The 24,856-nt window shown below is 38.2% G+C and carries 19 protein-coding genes and 1 pseudogene; 17 read left to right on the plus strand and 3 right to left on the minus strand.

Going from position 1 to position 24,856, the window contains the following annotated elements:
* Positions 1-5: 5 nt before the first annotated feature.
* Positions 6-398 (minus strand): GrdX family protein, encoded by a 393-nt coding sequence (locus tag HMPREF9707_RS07370; RefSeq protein WP_006702073.1) that lies wholly within the window; start codon positions 396-398, stop codon positions 6-8.
* A 474-nt stretch (positions 399-872) separates the two neighbouring features.
* On the opposite strand from HMPREF9707_RS07370, the pseudogene selD reads away from it, so the two are divergent.
* From selD to HMPREF9707_RS07410, 7 genes and pseudogenes are all read left to right on the plus strand, one after another.
* A pseudogene (gene selD / locus HMPREF9707_RS07375) lies at positions 873-1,865 on the plus strand (selenide, water dikinase SelD); the annotation flags it as partial.
* A gap of 68 nt (positions 1,866-1,933) precedes the next feature.
* Positions 1,934-2,218 (plus strand): DUF3343 domain-containing protein, encoded by a 285-nt coding sequence (locus HMPREF9707_RS07380; protein ID WP_006702075.1) that lies wholly within the window; start codon positions 1,934-1,936, stop codon positions 2,216-2,218.
* Between the two features lie 17 nt (positions 2,219-2,235).
* Positions 2,236-4,110 (plus strand): selenocysteine-specific translation elongation factor, encoded by a 1,875-nt coding sequence (selB, locus tag HMPREF9707_RS07385; protein ID WP_006702076.1) that lies wholly within the window; start codon positions 2,236-2,238, stop codon positions 4,108-4,110.
* A gap of 13 nt (positions 4,111-4,123) precedes the next feature.
* Positions 4,124-5,509 (plus strand): L-seryl-tRNA(Sec) selenium transferase, encoded by a 1,386-nt coding sequence (selA, locus tag HMPREF9707_RS07390; protein ID WP_006702077.1) that lies wholly within the window; start codon positions 4,124-4,126, stop codon positions 5,507-5,509.
* A 160-nt stretch (positions 5,510-5,669) separates the two neighbouring features.
* Positions 5,670-6,125, plus strand: a complete 456-nt coding sequence (gene grdA, locus HMPREF9707_RS07400) for a glycine/sarcosine/betaine reductase complex selenoprotein A (protein WP_083857198.1) — start codon at positions 5,670-5,672, stop codon at positions 6,123-6,125.
* 152 nt (positions 6,126-6,277) lie between these two features.
* The gene (locus HMPREF9707_RS07405) at positions 6,278-6,820 is read left to right on the plus strand and encodes a helix-turn-helix domain-containing protein (RefSeq protein ID WP_006700979.1); all 543 of its coding nucleotides are present in this window, start codon (positions 6,278-6,280) and stop codon (positions 6,818-6,820) included.
* A complete protein-coding gene (locus HMPREF9707_RS07410; RefSeq protein WP_232217660.1) occupies positions 6,772-7,680 on the plus strand; it encodes an IS3 family transposase in 909 nt (302 codons plus the stop codon). Before HMPREF9707_RS07405 ends, HMPREF9707_RS07410 begins: the two co-directional genes overlap by 49 nt.
* Positions 7,681-7,740: 60 nt before the next feature.
* Here HMPREF9707_RS07410 and HMPREF9707_RS07415 read toward each other — a convergent pair whose 3' ends face one another.
* Both HMPREF9707_RS07415 and HMPREF9707_RS07420 read right to left on the minus strand, forming a co-directional pair.
* Entirely contained in the window at positions 7,741-8,475 is a 735-nt protein-coding gene (locus HMPREF9707_RS07415; protein ID WP_006702080.1) for an amino acid ABC transporter ATP-binding protein, read from the minus strand.
* Positions 8,453-10,027 carry an ABC transporter substrate-binding protein/permease gene (locus HMPREF9707_RS07420; protein ID WP_006702081.1) on the minus strand — a complete coding sequence of 525 codons (1,575 nt, stop codon included), beginning with the start codon at positions 10,025-10,027 and terminating at the stop codon, positions 8,453-8,455. The genes HMPREF9707_RS07415 and HMPREF9707_RS07420 overlap by 23 nt, the downstream gene beginning before the upstream one ends.
* A 416-nt stretch (positions 10,028-10,443) precedes the next feature.
* Between HMPREF9707_RS07420 and grdC the strand changes: the two genes are divergently transcribed.
* The 10 genes from grdC to HMPREF9707_RS07470 all read left to right on the plus strand — a co-directional run bounded on the left by grdC (position 10,444) and on the right by HMPREF9707_RS07470 (position 24,854).
* Positions 10,444-11,991 (plus strand): glycine/sarcosine/betaine reductase complex component C subunit beta, encoded by a 1,548-nt coding sequence (gene grdC / locus HMPREF9707_RS07425; protein ID WP_006702082.1) that lies wholly within the window; start codon positions 10,444-10,446, stop codon positions 11,989-11,991.
* A gap of 22 nt (positions 11,992-12,013) precedes the next feature.
* Positions 12,014-13,168, plus strand: a complete 1,155-nt coding sequence (grdD, locus tag HMPREF9707_RS07430) for a glycine/sarcosine/betaine reductase complex component C subunit alpha (protein ID WP_006702083.1) — start codon at positions 12,014-12,016, stop codon at positions 13,166-13,168.
* 70 nt (positions 13,169-13,238) lie between these two features.
* Entirely contained in the window at positions 13,239-14,384 is a 1,146-nt protein-coding gene (locus tag HMPREF9707_RS07435) for an aminotransferase class V-fold PLP-dependent enzyme (protein WP_006702084.1), read from the plus strand.
* A 58-nt stretch (positions 14,385-14,442) separates the two neighbouring features.
* Positions 14,443-15,483: an ABC transporter substrate-binding protein gene (locus HMPREF9707_RS07440; protein ID WP_006702085.1), complete on the plus strand. Its 1,041-nt coding sequence runs from the start codon at positions 14,443-14,445 to the stop codon at positions 15,481-15,483.
* Positions 15,484-15,655: 172 nt separating this feature from the next.
* Entirely contained in the window at positions 15,656-17,278 is a 1,623-nt protein-coding gene (locus tag HMPREF9707_RS07445) for an ABC transporter permease (RefSeq protein ID WP_006702086.1), read from the plus strand.
* Entirely contained in the window at positions 17,279-18,214 is a 936-nt protein-coding gene (locus tag HMPREF9707_RS07450) for an ABC transporter ATP-binding protein (protein ID WP_006702087.1), read from the plus strand.
* A gap of 9 nt (positions 18,215-18,223) precedes the next feature.
* Positions 18,224-19,444: a glycosyltransferase family 4 protein gene (locus tag HMPREF9707_RS07455; protein ID WP_006702088.1), complete on the plus strand. Its 1,221-nt coding sequence runs from the start codon at positions 18,224-18,226 to the stop codon at positions 19,442-19,444.
* A 26-nt stretch (positions 19,445-19,470) separates the two neighbouring features.
* Positions 19,471-21,402 (plus strand): fructose-bisphosphatase class III, encoded by a 1,932-nt coding sequence (locus HMPREF9707_RS07460; protein WP_006702089.1) that lies wholly within the window; start codon positions 19,471-19,473, stop codon positions 21,400-21,402.
* A 165-nt stretch (positions 21,403-21,567) separates the two neighbouring features.
* Positions 21,568-24,189, plus strand: coding sequence for a pyruvate, phosphate dikinase (gene ppdK, locus HMPREF9707_RS07465; protein ID WP_006702090.1), 2,622 nt, complete (start codon positions 21,568-21,570; stop codon positions 24,187-24,189).
* Positions 24,190-24,239: 50 nt separating this feature from the next.
* Positions 24,240-24,854: a helix-turn-helix transcriptional regulator gene (locus HMPREF9707_RS07470; RefSeq protein WP_006702091.1), complete on the plus strand. Its 615-nt coding sequence runs from the start codon at positions 24,240-24,242 to the stop codon at positions 24,852-24,854.
* Positions 24,855-24,856 lie beyond the last annotated feature (2 nt).

Below are 24,856 nucleotides of genomic sequence, written 5' to 3' on the forward strand. Positions count from 1 at the left end.
AGGTTTTACAAGTACCGAGGGGGGACTTGTATTTGACTTATAGCGCCTTGAATAATATGGAAGTCTACAACTGCAAAGTCCTCTAAGATTCGCTCATTCCAATCCGGAGTTTTACGCATTTCCTGGAAATGATCATAAACATCTATTGCCTTTTCCACAATGACTAAGCTCTCCATATCAACGGAGTGGCTTTTCTGGGGTGCCACGATGATTGACTTATAGACGGTCTCATTCGGTTTAATGCTGCCACTCAACGGGTGGGTAAGCAGTGCGTAAGAATTTTCGACGATATCACGGTGCGCCTTTAACAACACATCGCGATAAGATCCTTCAATAAAATCAATCGGGATATTATCGATTTCTTTCGCTACTAGGGGATTGTTCGTTATAATCTTCATAATACTCCTTAAATAACCAATAATTTTCAAACAACTTGTCAACTAAGTAAACAAACTTGTTTTACATCACCGGTCAACGCGCCCGATGATGGATACTCGCTTGGATCATCATCTGTCCTATCTCCTTATCATATGATTTAGTAAAGATTTGTATAAATAAGTGCATAACGAATAAGCGCACTTTCTTACTTAGATTGTACCACACAGAAATAGAAAGTGCAATCTTTCACTTAGCTTCGGTTTCATATATTATCTTTACATTTTGATTAAAATTCATCTTATATTATATAAGAAATTGATGGCATCTTGAAAATCATTTTGATGAGTGTATTTAATGTTGGATTTTATAAGCAAAACCATTAATTTTTTTAGAGTTTTATGATAACATAGTTTGTGAAATAGATAATATAAAGATGTATCCATAGGAGGAATATTATGTCAGAATATAAAGAGCTTGTTGCTTGTGGTGGATGAAGTGCCAAATTAGGACCTGATAGTTTATCAGGATTATTAGATCGCTTACCACGACAAGTGGACGAAAGGTTGATTGTTGGTTTTGACTCAGCGGATGATGCAGCTGTATTTAAAGTTTCAGATGATATTGCCTTGATTCAAACATTGGACTTTTTCCCAACGATGGTTCCAGATCCTTATATTTTTGGGAAAGTTGCTGCAGCGAATGCTTTAAGTGACGTATACGCGATGGGCGGCACTCCAATTACTGCGATGAATATCGTTGCTTTCCCTCAAGATGGGGATATGGAGATGCTCGCTGAAATTATGCGAGGTGGTGCGGAAGTTGTTGCGGATGCTAAATGTGTATTAGCAGGAGGTCATTCGATTAGTGATGCGACACCAAAATATGGATTATCTGTTACTGGTTTGGTGCATCCCGATAAAGTGATTATGAATAATTCGACCCAAGCAGGGGATGTTTTAATTACAACAAAACCACTCGGGAGTGGAATTGTAACGGGTGCTTACCGTAATGATAAAGCAAGTCACGAAGCTTATGAAGAAGCTATCAAATGGATGACTACCTTAAATCGTGATGCAGGGGAGGTAATGTTAGAATACCCTGTCTCAAGTGCAACGGACGTGACAGGTTTTGGTCTATTAGGTCATTTGCACGAAATGATGCGTCCAGATATTACTGCGATCATTTACGCTGACCAATTACCATATATTGAAGAAGCATTTACTCTCGGTGAACAGGGGATTGTAACAGGAGGCAGCAAACGAAACCGTAAGTTCTTAGCGAATGCGTTACGGTTTGATGATGTCGCAAAACCATACCAAGAACTATTGCTTGATCCACAGACATCCGGTGGATTATTAATGAGTGTCCCTAAATCTTATGCAGATGAAGTAACAGCCGCTTTGAAATCTCGCGGTGTTCCTGCAGCGGTGATTGGGGAAGTCATTGAGCGAAAAGACATTGAGATGATTGTCAAACCATCAAAATAATTAAATAAGATGGTTGATCGATCGCAAGATAATGATATTAATTATTATGTACAATTAGAGGGGGAAATATGGATAAACAACCTGATCGTTATTTAATTGCTTTCGATGATACTCATGTCGCCATTCATACTGAAAAACTTGTACAAGAGGCGGGCTGTAAAGCTCGCCTTGTTGGTACGCCGGAATCTATCTCTGCAAGTTGTGGGTTGGCGTTACTAGTAAAACGTGAAGAGATGGCGATAGTGTGGGATTTAGTTCAAGAGCACCAGTTAATTGAAGAAATCGCCCCGTATTGTGTCTATCGAACCGGAGCACATAAAACTTACGAACCTTATCAACCTAAAGAAGATTAATCCAAAGGAGGGAATGCATGAAGCGGGTAGTAATTGGTACTGCAGGTCATATTGACCACGGAAAAAGTACGTTAATTAAGACACTTACTGGAATTCAGACTGACTCGACTAAAGAAGAACAACAACGTGGTCTGACCATTAACTTAGGATTTGCCCATCTTGATTTACCAAGTGGTGAAAGTGTAGGGATTGTCGATGTCCCCGGGCATGAGAAATTTATTAAAAATATGGTGGCGGGCGCCATTGGGATTGACTTAGTGTTGTTAGTGATTGATGCGCATGAGGGAATTATGGCACAGACACGTGAGCATGTGGCGATTATGACCTTATTAGGTATTAAAAATTATGTCATTGCTTTAACAAAAGTTGCGGATGTTGATCCAGAATTAAAAGATTTGGTCTATCTCGATATCCACGAACAATTTCAAGGAACTCCATTAGAGAATGCTCCAATCGTTGAAACCGACGCGATTGCAGGAATTGGTTTGGATGAATTGAAACAAGTATTAGATGAAGTTTCCCAATCTGTTCGTAGTGAAGCGTTAAGTTTACCAGCCCGTATGAACATTGACCGAGCATTTTCGGTTAAAGGATTTGGAACGGTTGTGACGGGAACTTTGATTGAAGGTCAAATCAAAGTGGGGGATGAATTATTCGTATATCCCGCGGGAATCAAAACAAAAGTACGCTCAATTCAAATTCATGAAGAGGAGCAACCTGTAGCGGAAGCAGGAAATCGAACTGCTTTAAACTTAACAAAAGTAACGCTAGATGACATCGGTCGAGGCAACGTTTTGAGTCAAAATGAATTAGAACCTACTTATATGTTAGATGTTAAATTACACTGCTTAGAACATGCACATCAACCGATTGAGCTATGGGACCGCGTTCACTTACATATCGGAACGAGAGAAGTGTTAGCGCGAGTCGTTCCTTTAGGTCAAGAAATTATTATGCCAGGTTCAGATGGCTATGCACAATTAAGATTGGAAGAAGAAGTCGCCGTTAAACGGGACGACCACTTTATTATTCGTTCGTACTCGCCAGTTGACACCATTGGAGGAGGGATGGTCTTAGATACTCATCCGCAAAAACATAAGCGTTTCAATGAAGAAGTGATTGAAAGTCTGGAAATTAAAGAAGCGGGGGATTTGTCCGATATTATTTTAGACTTTATGAATCGTCGTACCTTTGCGACCATTAGCGCTAGCGAAATTGCGGATTACTTAAATGAAGAACCTGAACAAGTTGACGAAGCGCTGGACAAATTAGTTGCTCAAGAACAGTTGACCCTTTTTGGCCACCGATATAATTCCACGGAACGGATTGAAGATTTAATTGGTACGATGATGCAGTTGCTTAAGGATTATCATGAAAAATATCCTGTTCGTAATGGGATGCCTTTAGAAGAATTTCGTTCAAATTATAATAAGCTCGCACCGCGTGATTTAAGTGCGATTATGAAAGAGCTTGAAACACGAGGATTAATCGCTATAGAAGGAGAATTTATTCGTTCGGCTGATTTCGAACTTGAGTTAGACGAAGCGCAACAAGCGCTGAAAGATGCCATGCTCAATGAACTTAAAACAGCTCAATTACAACCTCCAACGTATGAGGAATTAGTTGGTAAGAGTGCTGAACGTAAAGAAATGTTGAATTCTTTATTAGATGAAGAAATTATTCAGTTAGACCGAATTACCTTTATTCACAAAGAAGTATATGAACAAGCGGTTGAAGCGGTCGTTCATCATATTCAGGAACATGGACAAATTACTTTAGCTGAGTTTAGAGATTTAATGGATACGAGCCGAAAATATTCGCTAATATTCCTAGATTATCTCGATGAACATGGCATTACCAAACGCATTGAAGATTACCGCGTGTTAGCTTAATAAGGAGAATAGAATGAAAGACATACTTAGACAACTCCCTTCAGTCAATGATTTATTGAAGGTACAATCGGTTGATGAATTGATTGGTTTGTACTCCTACGACCGAGTTAAGGAGGCTTTACAGCAAGCAATTGATCAAGTGCGTCAATCTATTTTATCAGGTGATAAGGTAGACATTCACGATGCTGCAATCATCGATGAAGCTTCGCAGCAATTAGAAACTTTGAAATCCTCTTCACTGAAAAGTGTTATCAATGCGACTGGAACCGTCTTACATACGAATCTAGGGAGAGCATTATTATCCGAAGGTGCGATTGATGCGATGGTTCAAGTTGCAAGAGGCTATAATAATTTAGAGTACTCGATTGAATCAGGCAGTCGTGGGACTCGATATGAGCATATCGAGCAAATTATTACAGAACTGACCGGAGCAGAATCAGCTCTATTAGTGAATAATAATGCTGCCGCTGTTATGTTAATGTTAACGACCTTTACTAAAGGTAAAGAAGTATTAATTTCGCGTGGCGAATTGGTTGAAATTGGAGGATCGTTCCGTGTTCCAGAAGTAATCTCGAGCGGGGGTGCGATTTTACATGAAGTGGGTTCCACTAATAAGACGCATTTGAAAGATTATCAAACGGGAATTAATGAAGAGACGGGTGCAATTTTACGAGTTCATACAAGTAACTACCGTGTGATTGGTTTCACAGAGACGGTTACAGACCGTGAACTGGTTGAATTAGCACATTCTCATGATTTACCAGCATTTAATGATTTAGGTAGTGGATTGCTTATTGACTTGCAACATTTGGGCTTATCATATGAACCCACCGTTAAAGAAATGATTGATGCGGGTTATGATTTAGTCTCTTTCAGCGGCGATAAGCTCCTCGGAGGACCTCAAGCTGGAATTATTGCAGGTAAAAAATCTTATATTGATCAATTGAAAAAGGCGCCGCTACTGCGAGCGCTCCGTTCTGATAAAGTGACGATTGCCGCCTTGGAGGCAACTTTACGCGCTTATCTCAATCCTTCAGAAGCCATTAAACAGATTCCTACATTACAGATGCTGGGCTATTCAATGGATGAATTAAATGAACGTGCACAATCGCTATCTCAAAAACTATCAGAAATTGATGGTATTGAAGCGAAAATTGTAGATGGCTTCTCTCAAGTGGGTGGGGGATCTTACCCAGGTGAGTATTTACCAACGAAGCTAGTTAACGTAACTACGCAAAAAATTGATGAAGCTACCTTTGAACGTGAGCTGCGTTTATCAGCTCATCATATTATTCCGCGAATTCATGATGGTAAGATTCAGTTTGATGTTCGTACCATTTCGTTAGCAGACTTTGATACCATCGTGGAAGAGGTACGCGTTATTCTTACCGAATATTAATAATTATCATCAAAATATTATGTAAGACAATAAAAACGATTACGTGATTGATATCACAAGGTTTTGGTTTCAAGCTTCTATTTCTTGTGAATTCAATCGCTTGACAATGTTTTGTTTCATGGTAAACTTAAAGCATATCAAGAATATAGGAGGAAATATTATGTCACTTGAAAACAAAAAAGTGCTTGTAATTGGTGACCGTGATGGTATCCCAGGACAAGCTATTGAAGAATGTCTTAAGGGCACTTCTGCTGAAGTAATTTTCTCTTCTACAGAGTGTTTCGTTTGAACGGCCGCGGGAGCCATGGATTTGGAAAATCAACGCCGTGTTAAAGAAGCAGCTGAAGAATTTGGTGCTGAGAACGTAGCAGTCGTCATCGGTGGTGGCGAAGCTGAATCAGCAGGACTTGCAGCAGAAACTGTTACATCTGGAGACCCAACATACGCAGGTCCACTTACAAACGTAGCATTAAACTTAGCGTTTGTTCACCCATTAGAGCCTGAGTTCAAAGAATTTGTTGATCCTGAAGTTTACGATGAACAAATCGGAATGATGGAAATGGTATTAGATGTTGATTCAATTATTGAAGAAATGGAATCAATCCGTAACGCGTAAGCGCCAAACTATGTTCAACATTTAAGAATTAAGCCCCACTCATAGAGTGGGGTTTTTGTTTTGTGTTAAAGAAAAGAGATTAAAACAAATCCCCCAATCTGAGGTGACCCCCGAAAGTTAGAGTTAAAAACTAACTTTATGGGGGTCATTTTATGTCTAAAAAATATAGTTACGAATTTAAAATGCGTGTTGTTGAAGAATATTTTGAAGGAAAACTAGGTTATAGAGCATTAGCGAATAAATATCAAATTTCTGATAAAAGTCTGGCAAAACAATGGGTTAATAACTATAAGAATTATGGGAAGAATAGCCTGAAACCTCGCAAAGGAAAAACAAAGTATCCTTTAGATTTTAAACTTAATGTATTACACTATAAGCAAGAAACTGGGGCTTCCTACAGAGAAACCGCCAAAAAATTTGGTTTAAACAATCCATCTCTTATCGCCAACTGGCGGCGGGCTTATCTTGAAGGAGGGGCTAATCAGTTAAATAATCCAATCGGGAGGCCTTCCAACATGCATAAGAAGCCAAAACTAAGTAAAAAATCACAAAAAATGAATCTTAGCGAAAAAGAGGAACTTGAACATTTACGTCAGGAAGTAAACTATTTAAAAATAGAAAACTTATACCTAAAAAAGCTAAAGGAATTGGGTCTGAGAGACCATCGAGATCCCAACAAACCCAATTCGCTATAGAAATTTTTGAAAAGGGATTTCAGCTAAAGGACATCTTAACTGTTCTGGAGTTACCAGAAAGTAGCTATCATTATCACAAAAATCGTTTAGAGCAGCCGAATCCGGATGAAGTGTTAGAAAAAGAAATTCTAACTATTTTTAACGATTCACAGGAAACTTACGGTTATCGACGAATAACTGTTGAATTAAAGAAGCGATTGGATGAAAAAATTAATCATAAGAAAGTTCAACGATTAATGAAAAAATTAGGCTTAAAATGCACGAAGTTCTGGAGAAAATCACGTAGGTATAATTCTTATAAAGGAAAGATTGGTAAGACCGCACCAAATCGTTTAAAACGTCGTTTTAATGCGAAATATCCGCTTCAAAAAATTGTTACTGATGTGACAGAATTTAATACAATCGATGGGAAGAAACTTTATTTAAGCCCGATGATGGATTTGTTTAATTCAGAGATCATTACTTGGAATATCAGCGCTCACCCGACCTTAGATTTTGTGATAAAACCTTTAAAGGAAACGATACGTATAATTGAAAGAGACGCTGTATATCGAACCACCATTCATAGCGATCAAGGTTGGCAGTATCAACACAGACAGTGGGTTAACACTTTGAAGGAAAACAAAATTTTTCAAAGTATGTCTCGAAAGGGAAATTGTCTGGATAACTCACCGATGGAAAACTTTTTTGGAATTTTAAAACAAGAAATGTATTATGGTGAACCTTTAATGACTTATGAACAATTAAAACAAAAGATAAATAAATATATTAACTATTATAATAACCAGCGAATAAAAGAAAAATTGAACGGTATGTCTCCAGTTGAATACCGAAAACATACCGCTCAATTAGCCGCTTAAATAAAACTCCAACTTTTGGGGTTCACATCAATCACAAAATGCGACTGGGGGATTCATTATTTATTGATTTAAAAATCGTTTTAAAAATTCTTTGGTTCGATCGTGTTTTGGATTTTCAAAGATGTCTTTGGCTGAGCGGTCCTCTATAATAATTCCTTTATCCATAAAAAGAACTCGGTCGGAAACATCCCTAGCAAAATCCATCTCATGGGTTACGATAATCATCGTCATCCCGCTTTGAGCTAGGGAAGTCATTACATCAAGCACTTCTCCAACAGTTTCAGGATCTAATGCGGAGGTGGGTTCATCAAATAGTAGAATTTCAGGATTCATGCAGAGTGCGCGCGCAATTGCGACACGTTGTTTTTGTCCACCTGAGATCTGACTCGGTTTGGCATTGATATACTGAGCCATTCCGACAGATTCTAAAGTTTCGATGGCAATTTTCTTTGCTGTATCCTTTGGAATTCCAAGAACTTTTTCTTGTCCAATCATGCAATTTTCTAAAATGTTTTTGTTGTTAAACAGATTGAAGTTTTGAAATACCATTCCAACTTGAGAGCGGTATTTTCTTAAATCAAAAGTATGATCTAAAATGTTCTGGCCATGATACTCGATGGATCCACTGGAAGGGACTTCAAGTAAATTGAGACAACGAAGTAGGGTAGATTTACCGGATCCTGAAGATCCGATAATGGTTACAACTTGCCCTTTTTCAACTTCCATATTGATATCCTTAAGTACTACGTTATCGCCATAGCTTTTTTCAAGGTTAGTTATTTTTAGTATTGACATTGTTAGCTCCTGTCGATGATTCTAGTATAAAGTCACGTTCATTGTATTTCTTTTCTAATAGTAAGAGAATTCGTGTAATCGTAAAGGTTAAAACTAAATAAATGAGTGCCGTAATAATGTACGTTGGGAAATATTGATAGGTTGAACCAGCAACCGATCGCGACATAAAGAATAATTCTGTAACAGAAATAACGTTAAGGACGGATGTATCCTTAATGTTAATGACGAACTCATTCCCTAATGAAGGGAGAATCGTTTTAATGGTTTGAGGTAGAATAATGTTGGTCATTGCCTGCCAGTTTGTCATTCCGATTGCCTTACAAGCTTCAAATTGTCCTTTATCGACCGAGTTAATACCACCTCGAACGACCTCTGATAAGTATGCGCCAGTATTTACGGATACAATTAATAAGGCTGCGAACATTGGCGATAAATCAATATCAAAGTACTGTTTCAAACCATAAAATATAATAACAGATTGGACCATCATCGGCGTTCCTCTAAAGAGTTCGATATAGATTGTTAAAAGCGTGTTTACAAATTTATGCATATAGTAGCCAAAAGGACGTGTTTGTTTATTCGTTTCCATCTGTCTAATAATTGCGACAATCAGACCGATAATAAATCCTACAATTGTTGAAACAATTGAAATAAATAAGGTATTTAAAATTCCTCTCAGAAACAGCTGGGAATATTGACTCCAAATTGTTTTAACTTCGGCAAAAAATGATAAATCATGTTCATCTTGGGTTGTAATATCGACCATTTCACTCATAATTTCATCTTGCACTTGATTGATATCTAATTCACTTAAATAGTCATTAATCATTTCTGTGAGGGGGGAGCCTTTTTTTAAACCAACGGCTATAGTTGTATCGCTATCACTTGTTTTAAAATTTTTTTCATCTTCAAATTTTAAATAAGTAAGATTCGGATTTGAAGCGATCGCAGCGAGTGCGCCGGCTTCTTCGGAGATATAGCCATCAAGATTGCCTGCATTTGTTGCTGCAATCATGGTTGGGAAAGAATCCATCGGTTCTTGTTTAATGACACCATCCATTTGATTTACAACTTCAGCATGGAAAGTTCCTAATTGACCAGTGATTTTTGCGCCTTTAAAATCATCAATCGATCGAGCATTGATAAATGGGGAATCTTTTGGAATAACCACAACCATCTTTGCTTTATAATAAGGTTCTGTAAAATCAACTTGTTTAAGTCGTTCCGTAGTAGGGCTCATTCCAGCTAAAATAGCATCGATTTTACCGCTGGTTAAAGCAGGAATTAAGCCGTCCCAATCAATTTTGTATATTTCTAACTTTTTCCCGAGGTGATCCGCTATTTTTTGAGCGAATTGGACATCGTAGCCGTTAGCATATTCTCCTGCAGAATTCGCGATAGGATAGCCACCATTAGCGTCATCGGTTTGTGAAAAATTATATGGAGCATAATTTACCTCCATACCCACTTTTAACACATCTTCGCTGGCTTCTACGGGTCCGATTGGGATCAATAGATATAGGGCCAACAGCCAATAAATTATTTTTTTCATTGCAATCCTTTCCTTTACTTTTTTTACAAGATGATTAGCTAATAATCATTTTTATCTCAACAAAGTTTAAAAGCATCCTGCAATTTACTACATGGATGCGTTGTTTATGGTTGATATTAGAAATTTACCACAAATATCACAAAGTCTTTGGCAATGTTACCTGAAAATATGAATTATGTCAAATAACATCTAGTTATCTTTAGTTAAATATAATAATAATTTGACAGAATAAGCTGAACGAATGATATAAAAATATGTTACCTCATTCTAGGGGTGTCTTGAGGCAGATTGAGTAAGAAATGATGATGTATTTAAGAAGCTTGTATTCGTATTCAGTTTTAGAAGTGATATTATGTACAATCGTGAGTTTTATGCTATAATAAGAGTATAATATGATAGAGGAGGCTTAATTCTATATGAATTATTCAGTTCTTAAAGCAGCAAGTTACATTCTGGCACATACCCCAGATATGGTGGGTGAAGGTGGTACAACCATCTCAACTGAGAGAGTTACGGCACCTGATAGTGAGTATCTAAAAACTTACGAGAAATATTTAAGAAGAGATTTCAATGATATCGTAAATTATGCTCCAAACCAAACTTATATTGGTAATTACCATTACAAAGAGCTTAGTGAATTACCAGAGCCATGGCATGAAAACTTATTAGAAAATCAATCTCGTTTCAGTGATACGGGCGAGATTATGCCGCAAATGGAATTTTATGCATTATTATCTATCGTTGATGTTTTTGACTTAGTATTCCTAGAAGAAGAATTTGCAGAAAAAGCAAAAGCTGAGTTAGCAAAACATGAATTATTCAAAGACCGTGTAGACGAAGTTGACCAAGTTCACGATCTTGAATGGATTAAAAAACATATTGAAGAAGTGGAAGCAACGCCATTATATCACGAAGGTGAAGTAGTAGGTTGTGTGCTACGCGCTCACGAAGTTGACCCTAACTTAACTTCTCACATTATTATGGAGAACTTAGTATGTAAGGCTTCAGGTGTCTTAGCAGCACTTAACTTATTAAAACAAGAAGGAATTAACGCAGAAGATATCGACTATGTGATCGAATGTTCTGAAGAAGCGATTGGTGACATGAACCAACGTGGTGGTGGTAACATGGCGAAATCAATCGCAGAAATTTGCCACATCAAAAACGCAACAGGTTCTGACTTGCGTGGATTCTGTGCGGCACCTACGCATACATTATTAGCAGCAGCTTCTCACGTATCAGCTGGAACATTCAAGAACGTTCTAGTTGTATCAGGTGGTTCAACAGCTAAGTTAGGTATGAACGGTAAATCTCACGTTGGTAAAGATATGCCAATTCTTGAAGACTGTGTTGCAGGTCTTGCTTTCTTAGTAAGTGAAAATGATGGCGTACATCCTGTAATTCGTCACGACGTAACAGGTCGTCACGTTGTAAACTCAGGATCATCTCCACAACACGTTACACAAGCTTTAGTAGCAGACGCATTAGCGAAAGAAGACTTAAAAGTTCAAGATGTGGATGTTTATGCTTCTGAATTACAAAACCCTAATATTACGGTTCCAGCTGGTGCAGGTAACGTACCATTAGCGAACTTGAAGATTATTGGTGCGATTGGGGTAGTACGTAAAGACTTAGAACGTACTGAATTACCAGAATTTATTAATAGCAAATCCGTTCCAGGTTGGGCACCTACTCAAGGACATATCCCTTCAGGTGTTCCATACTTAGGCTATGCATTACATGACTTAGTTGAAGGTGACTTAAACCGTGCGATGATTATCGGTAAAGGATCATTATTCTTAGGTCGTATGACAAACTTATTCGATGGTGTCTCTGTAATGATTGAGCGTAATAGCGATAAGTTTGCTTCAACAGGCGTTGATTCAGACCTGAAAGAAACTGTTAAGACTGAAGTAGCAGCAGCTTTACGTGACTTCGCTGCGAACTTCTCAACAGAAGACTAATTGAATATAGGAGGAGATTTATTTGTCAAATCAAGTTAAAGAGACGATCAAAGAAGTCTTCAATGACTTGGCTAATGCGCTTGAAACAGGCGAATTAGGCGAGAAAATTAAGATTGGTCTTACTATTAATGGTAGTGAGCTTGGTTACGATGTAATGAAGCGAGCTGCTTATACAGTGAAAGATAAAGGACTATTTGATGTAGTCACAATTGGTACAGCACAAGACTGGACTGCTGATTTTGAACATTATGAAGCGACTACTGAAGAAGAAGTAGAAGCTAAGCTAGATGAGTTATTAGCAGATCAAACCATTCAAGGTAGTGTAACATTACACCACCCATTCCCAGTAGGCGTAGCAACCGTTGGACGAATTGTGACACCTGCTTTAGGTAAGCCGATGTATATCGCGACAACCACTGGTACGACAGCAACTGTACGTACCGAAGCAATGGTGCTTAACACAATTAACGGTATTGTTGCAGCTAAAGCTGCTGGCGTTGAAAACCCAACGGTGGGTATTTTAAATGTCGATGGCGCAAATACGGTTGAGCGTGCATTACGTAAATTAAACGAAAATGGTTACCCAATTAACTTTGGTGAATCTCAACGTAGCGATGGTGGTACCGTTCTTCGTGGTAATGACGTATTAATGGGTTCTGTTGATGTATTAGTCACAGACTCATTAACAGGTAATATCTTGATGAAATTATTCGGTGCTTATACTTCAGGTGGAAACTATGAAGTAAGTGGATCTGGTTATGGTCCTGGTATTGGTGATGGATTTAAAGAAAACATCTGTATCGTATCACGTGCGTCTGGAGCTCCTGTAATTGCGGGTGCTTTAGAGTACGCTTATGAAGTGGCTAAGGGTGGCTTAGCAGACGTAAGTAAACGTGAATATGACCTAGCTAAACATGCTGGCTTGAATGAAATTCGTGAATCACTTCAACCAAAAGCTCCAGCAGCCGAAGAAGAAGTGAAAATGCCTGAGAAAGAGATTGTCACAGCACAAATCAATGGTATTGATGTTCTTGACCTAGAAGAAGCAGTTAAAGCGCTTTGGAAAGAAGGCATCTATGCTGAAAGTGGTATGGGATGTGCAGGACCAATCGTTCTAGTTAGCGATGCTAACCTAGATAAATCGACAGACATTGTTAAAGAAAAAGGATTTCTGTAGTTAGATTCCTAGGGCAAGTGTGATAGAAGCACTTGCCTTTTTTATATTCTAAAAATGAAGGAGGGTTTTGATGATTTATTTAGATAATGCAGCAACCACCTTACGTAAACCACAAGTTGTCATCGATGCAGTAGTACATGCCTTAAGTACCTTAGGAAATGCGGGACGTGGAGCAACGGAAGAGTCGTTGAATTCTGCCAGAATGATTTACGAAGCACGTCATCAAATTAATCGGTTAATCAACGGAGTTTCGCCTCAGCACGTTGCATTTACATCGAATATTACGGAATCATTAAATATTGCGATTCAAGGTCTGTTCCTGCCAGGCGATCATGTTATTACTACGATGATGGAGCATAATTCTGTCTTACGTCCGCTTTATGCTCTTGAAGAACAGGGACTAGAATTAACTATTATCCCTGCTAATAAAAGTGGAAATATTGATCCGAAAGCCATCGAAGCGCAGTTGCAACCTAATACCAAGGGGATTGTCGTAACACATGCTTCAAACTTAACGGGTAATATCAATTCCTTAAATGAGATTGGTAAAATAGCACAAGCTCATGACCTATTATTGATTGTAGATGCGGCACAAACATTGGGCGCCTATCCCGTTGATGTTCAAGCGATGCAATGTGATGTTCTATGTTTTACTGGACATAAATCACTGCTTGGGCCTCAAGGGACTGGGGGGCTTTATGTTCGCCCCGGCTTAGAGATTAGACCACTTAAAAGCGGTGGTACAGGCGTTGAGACATATAATAAGCGACAACCTCAGCAAATGCCAACTCACTTAGAAGCTGGTACGATGAATGGTCATGGTATTGCGGGGCTATTAGCTGGAGTTAAATACGTGCAAGATTATGGCGTTGAAAAGATACATCAAGAGGAAATGCAATTATGGCAACAAATGTATCAAGGCATCAAAGATATTGATAATGTGAGCATTTACGGAGATGTCACAACGACCGAACGCTGCCCAGTATTGGCATTAAATATTGGTGATTTAGATTCATCAGAAGTAGCGGATATCTTATTAGAAGATTATGACATCGAGGTTCGCTCAGGCGGACATTGTGCACCGCTAATGCATGAAGCGTTAGGGACTGTTGAACAAGGAGCCGTGAGATTTAGTTTTGGTCACTTTACCACGCCCGAAGAAGTAACGATTGCTATTCGAGCAGTTCAAGAGATTGCTCAGCAAGTAGCGCAATAGTTGGTCAAATTTACTTTATTGTGTTATAATTCACATATCAATTAGAAAGGATGATTCGATGAAATTTATTCGAAAAATTGCCGTCGCTTTAGTTGCATTTACAATGTTAATGGGATCACTTATTCCATTCACTTCAGTGAAAGCAGAAGAAAAAGAGTTTGAAGGTCGCACATTGAATGTTGTTGCAACAAGTGAGGCTTATAAACCACTTTTTGACTTGTTTACAGAAAAAACAGGTGCGGAAGTTGAATTCTTATCAATGTCCAGTGGCGAAGTTTTAGCTCGAATTGAAGCAGAAGGAAAATCAATGGCCGATGTATGGTTTGGTGGTGGACTTGATGCATTCCAATCCGCTAAAGAAAAAGGATACCTTGAAAAGCACGAACTTGAAAATCCAGACGTAGTAGATTCTCGTTTCTACGACGAAGATGGTTTTTGGTTTGCGAAAGGTTTAACGGTTGTAGGATTTTTAATTAATAATGACAATATTGAAGAGTTAGGATTAGATGTTCCTACTTCATGGGCTGATTTAGCGGATCCACAATATAAAGATGAAGTCATTATGAGTGATCCATCCGTATCTGGAACAAACTATGCAGCTGTTAAAGGCTTATTAGACCTATTCGGTGAAGAAGAAGGTTGGGCATATCTTGAAAAATTAAATGAAAATATACCATTCTATGGTAAACGTGGTAAAGACCCAGAAGAGAAAACATTACAAGGTGAATTTACGATTGGTATTATTCCAGCAGATAAAAAATCATTTGATTTAGCTGAAGATAATAACTTAACAGTTGTTTACCCTGAAGATGGTATTCCATGGGTACCAGAAGGAGTAGCGATGTTTGCTAACTCTGAAAACACTGATGTTGCACATGCATTTATCGACTTTATGTTAACGGAAGAAGCACAAAAAATTATTGCTGAAGTTGACGGTAAAGATAGTGCACAATTGATTGTAGAAGGTGTTGAAGGTTTTGATTTAGGTCTTCCAGTTGATAAATTAGTTGAACAAGATTTATTAACATTTGGTTCTTCACGTGAGTCAATTCTTTCTCGCTTCACAGAGATTGCTGGATCTAAATTAGACGAACAATAAGATTGATTTATAGCCAATACAATAAAGCTTGAATCATTTAACCGAACTTTCCAAAGTTTGTATTATCATAAGTCATTATGGTAAATTTTAAGCAAGCTGTTTGGGGAGTTCGGTTTTTTATCAGGTCTAGAGCAAGCGATTTTATTATTAGCAGGAAGGAAGAGATCATTCGATGCATCGAGCTCAAAAAACGAGTCGTTTCAATCAATGGCTTGATCGTTTTATTTTATTGATGTTAGTTTCACTCGTACTTATTTTTATATTATATCCATTTATTCAAGTTATTATTCGGAGTTTTTATTCTGATCAGGTTTTTGATTTTACGTATTATCGACATCTTTTTGAGAATCCAACGTTGATTACCAACTCCTTAAAGCTTGCTTGCATCACGACCATCCTATCGCTTATTTCGAGTCTGGCGGTTGCACTCTATTACTATTTATCGCCTGAAAGTATCCGAAGAGTGGTCAGTATCATTTTAGGGGTTACGATGATTAGTCCGCCATTTGTCACGGCGTTAAGTTATATTACGTTATTTGGTCGTCGCGGTTGGATTACTTATGGAATATTCAAGTTGCGACTGATGCCTTATGGTATGTGGGGGGTCGCGTTGATGCAAATGCTTGGTTTTTTATCGATGAATAGTTTGATTTTGATTAGTTCGTTAAATCAATTTGACGAAGATATCATCAAAAGTGCACGTTCCTTACATGCATCGACAACTCGGACGATAATCGATATTATTCTGCCCAATATAAAACCAGCCGTGATGGTTGCGACATTTCTGACTTTTATTCGGACGTTAGCAGATTTTGGTACGCCAACCATTATCGGAGGTAATTTTACGACGTTGGCAACAGAAGGTTACCTCTCAGTTATTGCGCAAGGGAATTTTCAAAAGGCAGCTACGATAAACGTATTAATCTTAATTCCTGCGATTGTTATTTTCTTAATATATAATCGACAGCTGATGGGAAGTGTATCATCTAGTCAAAAAGTAGATCAATCCAATGGTAATTTACCGCGAAAAGGATGGCTATTTCAGATCTTGAGGTTCGTTGCTATTTTTATGCTAGTTTGGATTTCGCTTCAATATTTAACCATTTTACTTTCAGCATTTACAAAAATGCAACAAGGACAGCGCATCCTCACGTTGATTAATTTTAAAGAAGCGATGCCTTATATCGATTCCACGATTTGGCGTAGTGTTCGATTTAGTCTGATTGCAGCTTTCTTCGGTAGTATCTTTGGCTTACTGATTGGGTATTACGGTGTGATTCGAGAAGTTAAGATTATGAAATGGATTGATTTTATTGCGACATTACCTTATGTAATTCCGGGAACCTTTTTTGGGCTAGGTTATATTTTAGCGTTTAATCATCAGCCACTTTATTTAATCGGTACAGCAACGATCATTGTGACGAATGTATTGTTTAAGCAGTTGCCTTTCTCGAGTCAGATGGGGAAATCAACGATGCAAGCAATCGATCGTAATACGTTGCGAAGTATTCAGGACTTAGGAGGAGAGTTTAGTGATGTCATTCGCGATGGTATTTTGCCATTATCGATTCGTGGACTGATTTTATCATTTATGAATGCTTTTATTAGTACAATGACTACCTTAGGTTCAATTATATTCTTAATGTATCCACGTCACAAAGTATTAACCATTGTCATGTTTGATGTGATTGCGCGAGGTCGATATGATATTGGATCGGTCATCGCTTTCTATATTATGATTATTTGTATTTTAGTTTATTTAAGTATCAATCGATTAGCAAAGTGGGTGAAGTAAATGTTTCTAGAGGTTAATCAGCTTAATAAATTTTACGGCTCGAATCAAGTTTTGCATGATATTCACTTTGGCGTAGAAGAAGGGAAACTATTGTGTTTACTCGGACCTTCAGGATGTGGTAAGACTACGATTCTAAATGCAATTGGTGGTTTTTTGACAGATTATACGGGGGATATTATTATCGATGGGCAAAATATTTCATCACTGCCACCAGAGTCACGCCCTGTATCAACGGTCTTCCAGTCATATGGCTTGTTCCCGCATTTAACGGTCTTAAATAATGTTGCATATGGGTTAAAATTTCAAGGTTATTCGAAAGAAGAACGAATACAAAAAGCAGAAGCAATGCTTGAAATTGTGGGATTGTATAATCACCGACATAAACATATTCACCAATTATCAGGGGGGCAACAACAACGTGTTGCTTTGGCCCGTAGTTTAGTGGTCGAACCTAAGGTATTGTTACTGGATGAACCTTTAAGTAATTTGGATGCAAAAATGCGTTCGAATTTGAGATTGGAGATCAAATCGATTCAACAACGGTTGAACATTACAACCATTTTAGTGACCCATGATCAACAAGAAGCCTTCGAAATGGCAGATCAAATTGTACTGCTTAATCAAGGAAGAATCGTTCAAACAGGAGACCCACGGGAAATATACGATCAACCGGCAAATGATTTTGTCGCTAATTTTGTCGGGGAAATGAATAAAATTGATCACCATTTTATTCGGCCAGAAAGATTAGAAATTACTGATCAAGGCGTTCCGATGACGATTGATCAAATCATTTTTCAAGGTGAAACCCTGAAAATCTATGCATCGAATCAAACTTATCAGAATGTAGAGATCACAGTTTTGAATCAAAAGATGTATCAAGTAGGACAAAAAATTTATGTTCAAGGATTCGAGGAATTAATCGAGATAAAATCTTAGGAGGTTATAATGAAAGTATTACATGTTTTAGCGCAATTACCTGTACGCACAGGCAGTGGTGTTTACTACACGAATCTAATCGATGGTTTAAGTCATGATACTGATTTGATTCAAGGAGCAATCTATGGGATTCAATCTCCTTACCAGGTTGATTTGAATGTTGCTTATGAAAATCCGGTTGTGTTTAAAACTGAAACACTCCCTTTTCCAATTGCAGGGATGTCTGATGAGATGCCTTACGAGAATACAGTTTATAGTCAAATGACCGATGCGATGGTCGAACAATGGCAACAAGCATTTCTAGAACGATTGAATCATGCTAAAGAACATTTTCAACCAGATATTATCATTGCGCACCACTTGTGGTATTTGACTTCAATGATTGTCGAACTTTTCCCTAATATTCCGATAGTCGGTGTTTGCCACGTAACAGATATTCGTCAAACTTTGCAACATCCGATATTGGCTGAACGCTATGTGAAACATCTTGACCAATTAGCGTTAGTATTTGCGCTCTCTGATAAAGATAAAGCTCAAATTCATCAACTTTACCAAGTCCCCGAAGAGAAAATTTTTGTTTCTGCCGCTGGGTTTAATCAGCAATTATTCAATACCGAAGGCGTTCTTCGCTCTCATGATTCAATTGAAGTTGTCTATGCGGGTAAAATTGCTCATGCAAAAGGAGTCTATCAATTAGCGCAAGCTTATCCAGCATTGAAACAACGCTATCCGATGTTGAAGTTTTCTATAATCGGTAGTATCGATGACAAAAATCGAGATCTATTGTACAATTATGCCGAACATTTGGATGACTTTAATATCTTTGATGTGAAAAGCCAAGCGCATTTAGCAGAATATATGAAGCAAGCAGATATTTTTGTCTTACCAAGTTATTATGAAGGAATGGGATTGATTGCTATTGAAGCACTGGCCTGTCAGATGCGCGTTGTTGTGACGGAAATAGAAGGATTGATGGAATTATTAGGCCCTACAGTTAATCAATCGGATGTAATTGAATACGTAGGCTTACCTAGACTTAAAAATCAAGACGAACCTTATGAAGAAGATATTCCAGCTTATGTTGAACGTTTAGAAGCAGCGATTGCAAAACAAATTGACCGAACGCTCGAAGGGATACCATTTGATGATCGGATTTATCAACGTATTATAAGACATTCATGGGGAGAAGTTACTAAGCAACAGTTACAGCGCATTAAACAGTTAGTATAACCTCATTTTGAGAAGGGAAAATCGATATGAGTGATACAAAATATTATCAATTGCTGAAAGAAAAATTCAAGACAAAAGAAAATGTTCTAACTGAAATTATCAGTCTTGAAGCCATTATGGAATTGCCTAAAGGAACAGAACACTTTGTTAGTGATTTACATGGGGAGTTTCTGGCGTTTAATCATGTAATGCGCAACGGATCGGGGAGTATTAAAGAAAAAGTCAAAGGGGCTTTTGAAGCAGAGCCAACCGCGCAAGTAGATATTGATGATTTAGCAGTATTAATTTATTATCCAACAGATAAGCTTCATCTCGAACAAGAACGTCTAAGTGAAGAGGCATTGAAAGATTGGTATCGACAAAGTATTGAACATTTATTAAAAGTGGTCAAATATGCCAGTATAAAGTATACCCGAAAAAAAGTACGGAAAACATTCCCTAAACAGTATCGCTATATTATGGATGAATTGCTCTATGAGCTCAATCCGATACCCAATAAACAAGCTTATTATGAATCGATACTTCAAAATATTGTCGAACGTAATCAAGCGCCACAATTAATTCGACATCTTGCGATTGTGATCCAGCAACTTACCGTAGACCATTTGCATGTCGTAGGTGATATTTATGATCGCGGGCCAGCTCCAGATCAAATAATGGACCGATTAATGGAAGTTCCGTCCATCGATATTCAATGGGGAAATCATGATATGATTTGGTTAGGAATTCTAGCAGGAAGCTATCTCTGCATGATAAGTGTTCTTAGAATTAGTGCGCGTTATGGCAACTTAAGTGTGTTAGAAGAAAGATATGGCATTAATTTAAGACCTCTCTTTGAGTATGCAACGCGTTATTATACACCTAAGGCTGCATTTATTCCAAAGCAAGATGAAGGGCCTTCGTTAAGTCAAGCTGAGCTGGATGACTATAATTGCGTTCAGCAAGCGACGATGATTCTTCAAGCAAAACTTGAAACTCAACTCTATCGACGTCGTCCAGAATTTAAAATGGATGCACGTGATATGCTATCAAAAATTGATTTCGCACAGCAAACAATTAATTTGGCAGGAGAGACTTATACGCTCAAAGATTTCTCTGCGCCAACACTCGATCCATCGAATCCAAGTTTGTTAACAGATGAAGAACAAAAATTATTGGAACGATTACTCCATGCATTTCGAATTAGTGAACGGTTTGAACGGCATATGCGCTTTATGCTGGATATTGGCTCTCTCTATTTGATATACAATGGTAACTTGTTAATTCATGGATGCTTGCCGTTGGAAGAGGATGGCCATTTTCAAACCATCGAACTTCAAGGGAAAGCCTTACAAGGGCGGTCTCTTTATGACTTTTTCGAGCGTCAAGTCTATCAAAGTTTTCAATCCCCTACGATATCGGATAATTTTGCGACTGATTGTTTATGGTATTTGTGGTGTGGTCCTGCTTCACCGCTCTTTGGGAAGCACGCCATGAAAACTTTTGAACGCTATTATATTGATGCGCCGGAGACACATCGAGAAATTAAAAATCCTTATTATGCTTTGCGTGAGCAAGAAGCTGTTTGCGTCAATATATTGGAAGAGTTTGACTTAGCAACATCAGGTCACATTATTAACGGACACACACCCATTCGAGAAAAGGATGGTGAGAACCCAGTGAAAGGAAATGGTCGATTAATTTGTATCGATGGAGGCTATTCTAAGCCATATCACCGAACAACAGGAATCGCAGGTTATACGTTACTCTCCAACAGTTGGGGTATGCAGCTTGTTGCCCACCAGTCCTTTGTTTCTCCTAAAGAAGCGGTTGAACGTAAGCAAGACGTAATTTCATTAAAACGACTCGTTGAGCGCGTGCCAAAACGCACGTTAGTAAAAGATACAACCATCGGAAGTCAACTTAAGTTACAAATTGAAGATTTAAATTATCTCTATCAACATTATGAAAAGATTTAATAACACTGCATTATGCGTCGCTTATGCGACGCATAATTTTATGATGCACTATTTAGAAAAATAAGAATGAAAACACTTTTAAATAACTATTTACTTTTATTAAGATGCATTATATAATTTAAACAAACAATAATGCATCACATATATTTAGAATGGAGTGTTATAATGAAACGTGTGTATTCATTCAATGAAGGTAATGGCGAGATGTCTGATTTACTAGGAGGTAAGGGAAGTAATTTAGCACAATTAACACGGTTAAAGATGCCGGTACCGAGCGGGTTGACGATTACAACACAAGCTTGTTTAGAGTATTTAGATGAGGGGCAAGGTCAACTGAATGAATCACTTTTAGAAGAATTAAACCAACATCTGTTGGAGTTAGAAGAACGGACAGGGAAAAAGTTCAATGATCCCAACAACTTATTACTCGTATCAGTGCGAAGTGGGGCAAAGTTTTCGATGCCTGGAATGATGGATACAATCCTAAATATCGGATTAAATGATAAGAATGTTGAAGCGCTTGGTAAAGTAACAGGAGATGAACGCTTTGCTTACGATTGTTATCGCCGATTAATTCAAATGTATGGGAATGTTGTCTATGAAATTCCAATGCTTTATTTTGATGAAATTTTAAATGAAGTCAAAGAAGAAAACCACTATCGCTTTGATTATCAATTGACGGCAGCGGATTTGAAACAAATTATTACTCGCTATGAACAATTGTTTCAAAATCTTCTGAACCATCCGTTCCCTCAAGATGTTTATGAACAAATCTATGGTGCTGTAAAAGCTGTCTTTCAATCTTGGAATAATGATCGTGCTAGAACGTATCGCCGTTTAAATCATATTCCACATAATTTAGGAACTGCAGTCAATATTCAAGAGATGGTCTTTGGGAACTTAAATGAAGCGAGTGGAACCGGCGTATTATTTACGCGAAACCCAGCGACAGGTGAAGATGAATTATATGGTGAATATTTATTAAATGCGCAAGGCGAGGACGTGGTAGCGGGAATTCGAACTCCTGAACCGATTGCCAAATTAAAAGAACAACATCCAGCGATTTACGAAGAACTTTACACCAAAGTCAAAGAATTAGAGCGCTACTATCGTGATATGCAGGACATCGAGTTTACCGTTGAAGATGGGCGTCTTTATCTGCTTCAAACACGTAAAGGAAAACGTACCGCTAAAGCTGCTTGCCGTATTGCAGTTGAGATGGTTGAAGCAGGAATTGTGTCAAAAGATCAAGCCTTATTAACATTGGATGCGAATGCGATTTCGCAATTACTTCATCCAAGCTTCAATCCTGCAGCATTAGCAGAAGCACGAATTATTTCAGATCAAGGGTTACCAGCTAGTCCAGGAGCTGCCAGTGGTGCCGTAGTATTTACGTCCGAACAAGCAGTAGAATGGGCACAGCAAGGTAAACGTGTGATTTTAGTGAGACACGAGACATCTCCAGAAGACATTGAAGGGATGAATATGGCCGAGGCAATTGTCACTTGTCACGGTGGGATGACTTCTCATGCAGCTGTAGTTGCTCGAGGGATGGGTAAATGTTGCGTGACCGGTTGTGAATCGTTATCGGTCAATGAAACTAGTGAAGTAATTGATTATCCAGGGGGCCAATTGAAATTAGGTGACATGATTTCAGTTAATGGGGACACCGGAGAAATCTATCTTGGTGAAATTGAACGTTCGATTAATAATGAAAATCATTATTTTGATCAAATCCTTGAATGGGCACAATCTGCAGCAGGGTTAAAAATCTGTATGAATGCGGAAACGAAATTGGATATTGAACAAGGGCTTAAATTTGGCGCTGAAGGGATTGGATTAGTTCGAACCGAGCATATGTTTTTCCCACCAGCGGCCTTAAAATCCATTCGTCAATTTATCTTAGCCTCATCATCTGACGAACGACAAGCTGCTTTGGATCAAATTGTTCAAATTCAACAAGCTGATTTTGAATCAATTTATAGCGTGATTAAAGATCGTGGTGCGGTCATTCGCCTATTAGACTTACCACTGCACGAATTCTTACCTAAGACTGAGCAAGAAATTGCCAAAGTTGCAAATGAATTGTCGGTAGCTCCTGAAGAGATTGGTTCACGGATTAAGAATTTAGCCGAGCAGAATCCGATGTTAGGTCATCGTGGGTGTCGTCTAGCAATGACCTATCCGGAAATTTATTTAATGCAAGCAGAAGCCATTATTCGAGCAGCAGCGCGTATGAGTCAACCAGATTGTCAAATTGTGCCTGAAATTATGATTCCATTAGTTTGTAGTCAAGAAGAAATTACTTACTTGAAAAAACGTATGGAAGCCCATCTTGAATCGATTATCGAACAAGAAGGCTGGGAGATGACTTATCACATTGGCTCAATGATTGAAACACCAAGAGCTTGTTTAATAGCGGATCAAATTGCAGAAGTTTCGGACTTTATTAGTTATGGTACGAATGATTTAACGCAAATGACCTATGGATTTTCACGAGATGATGTAGCAAAATTCCTTCATCATTACCTCGACCAAGGCGTCTTAGAAGTTGACCCATTCCAACAAGTAGATACGGTAGCTGTTGCGGAGTTATTACAAATATCTGTTGAACGGGCTCGTAAAGTTAAACCAACTATTAAATTAGGTATTTGTGGCGAACATGGTGGAAACCCTGCATCTATCCAACTATTTAAGCAACTAGGCTTTACCTATGTTTCATGTTCACCATTTAGAATCCCAATCGCAATCATTGCAGCTGCTCAAGCGGAAATCGCACAGCACTAGATTCTGGAAGACCATTGTAATATAATAAAAAAGAAGTGAGGGGTGCGCTAATGCAATTAAGTCAACGCCAAGAACGTATTATCCAGATTGTTAAAGAACAAGAACCGATTACAGGTGACCTAATTGCGGAAGCGATTGGTTTGACCAAATCAACATTGCGTAGTGATTTTGCGATATTAACTAAAACAGGTATCTTAGATGCCAAACCAAAAGTAGGTTACATTTATCGCGGAATGAATACCCCATCCTTTTTAAAAGATACATTATCGCAAACTAAAGTACAGGAAATTATGTCACAACCTGTTGTAGTGCATCCCGATATGACGATACAAGATGCCGTGGTAGAGTTATTTATGCATGATTCCGGATCACTTTATGTTTGTGAGAATGGGGAAACTCGGTTAATGGGTGTAGTTTCTCGTAAAGACTTACTTCAAGGGTTGGCAATGGGTCAATCCCCTGATACGTTGATTGCATTAATTATGACACGAATGCCAAATATTGTAACGATTTTAGGGGACCAAACGGTCATGCAGGCAGCTCAATTAATTGTGAGACATGAAGTGGATTCGCTGCCGGTATTAGATGCTGATGAATCGGTACTTGGAAAAATTTCCAAGACCAATATCGTTAATTTGGTAGTTGAGATGACAGGAGAGGACTAGAG

This window comes from Falseniella ignava CCUG 37419, assembly GCF_000301055.1.
Lineage (GTDB): Bacteria > Bacillota > Bacilli > Lactobacillales > Aerococcaceae > Falseniella > Falseniella ignava.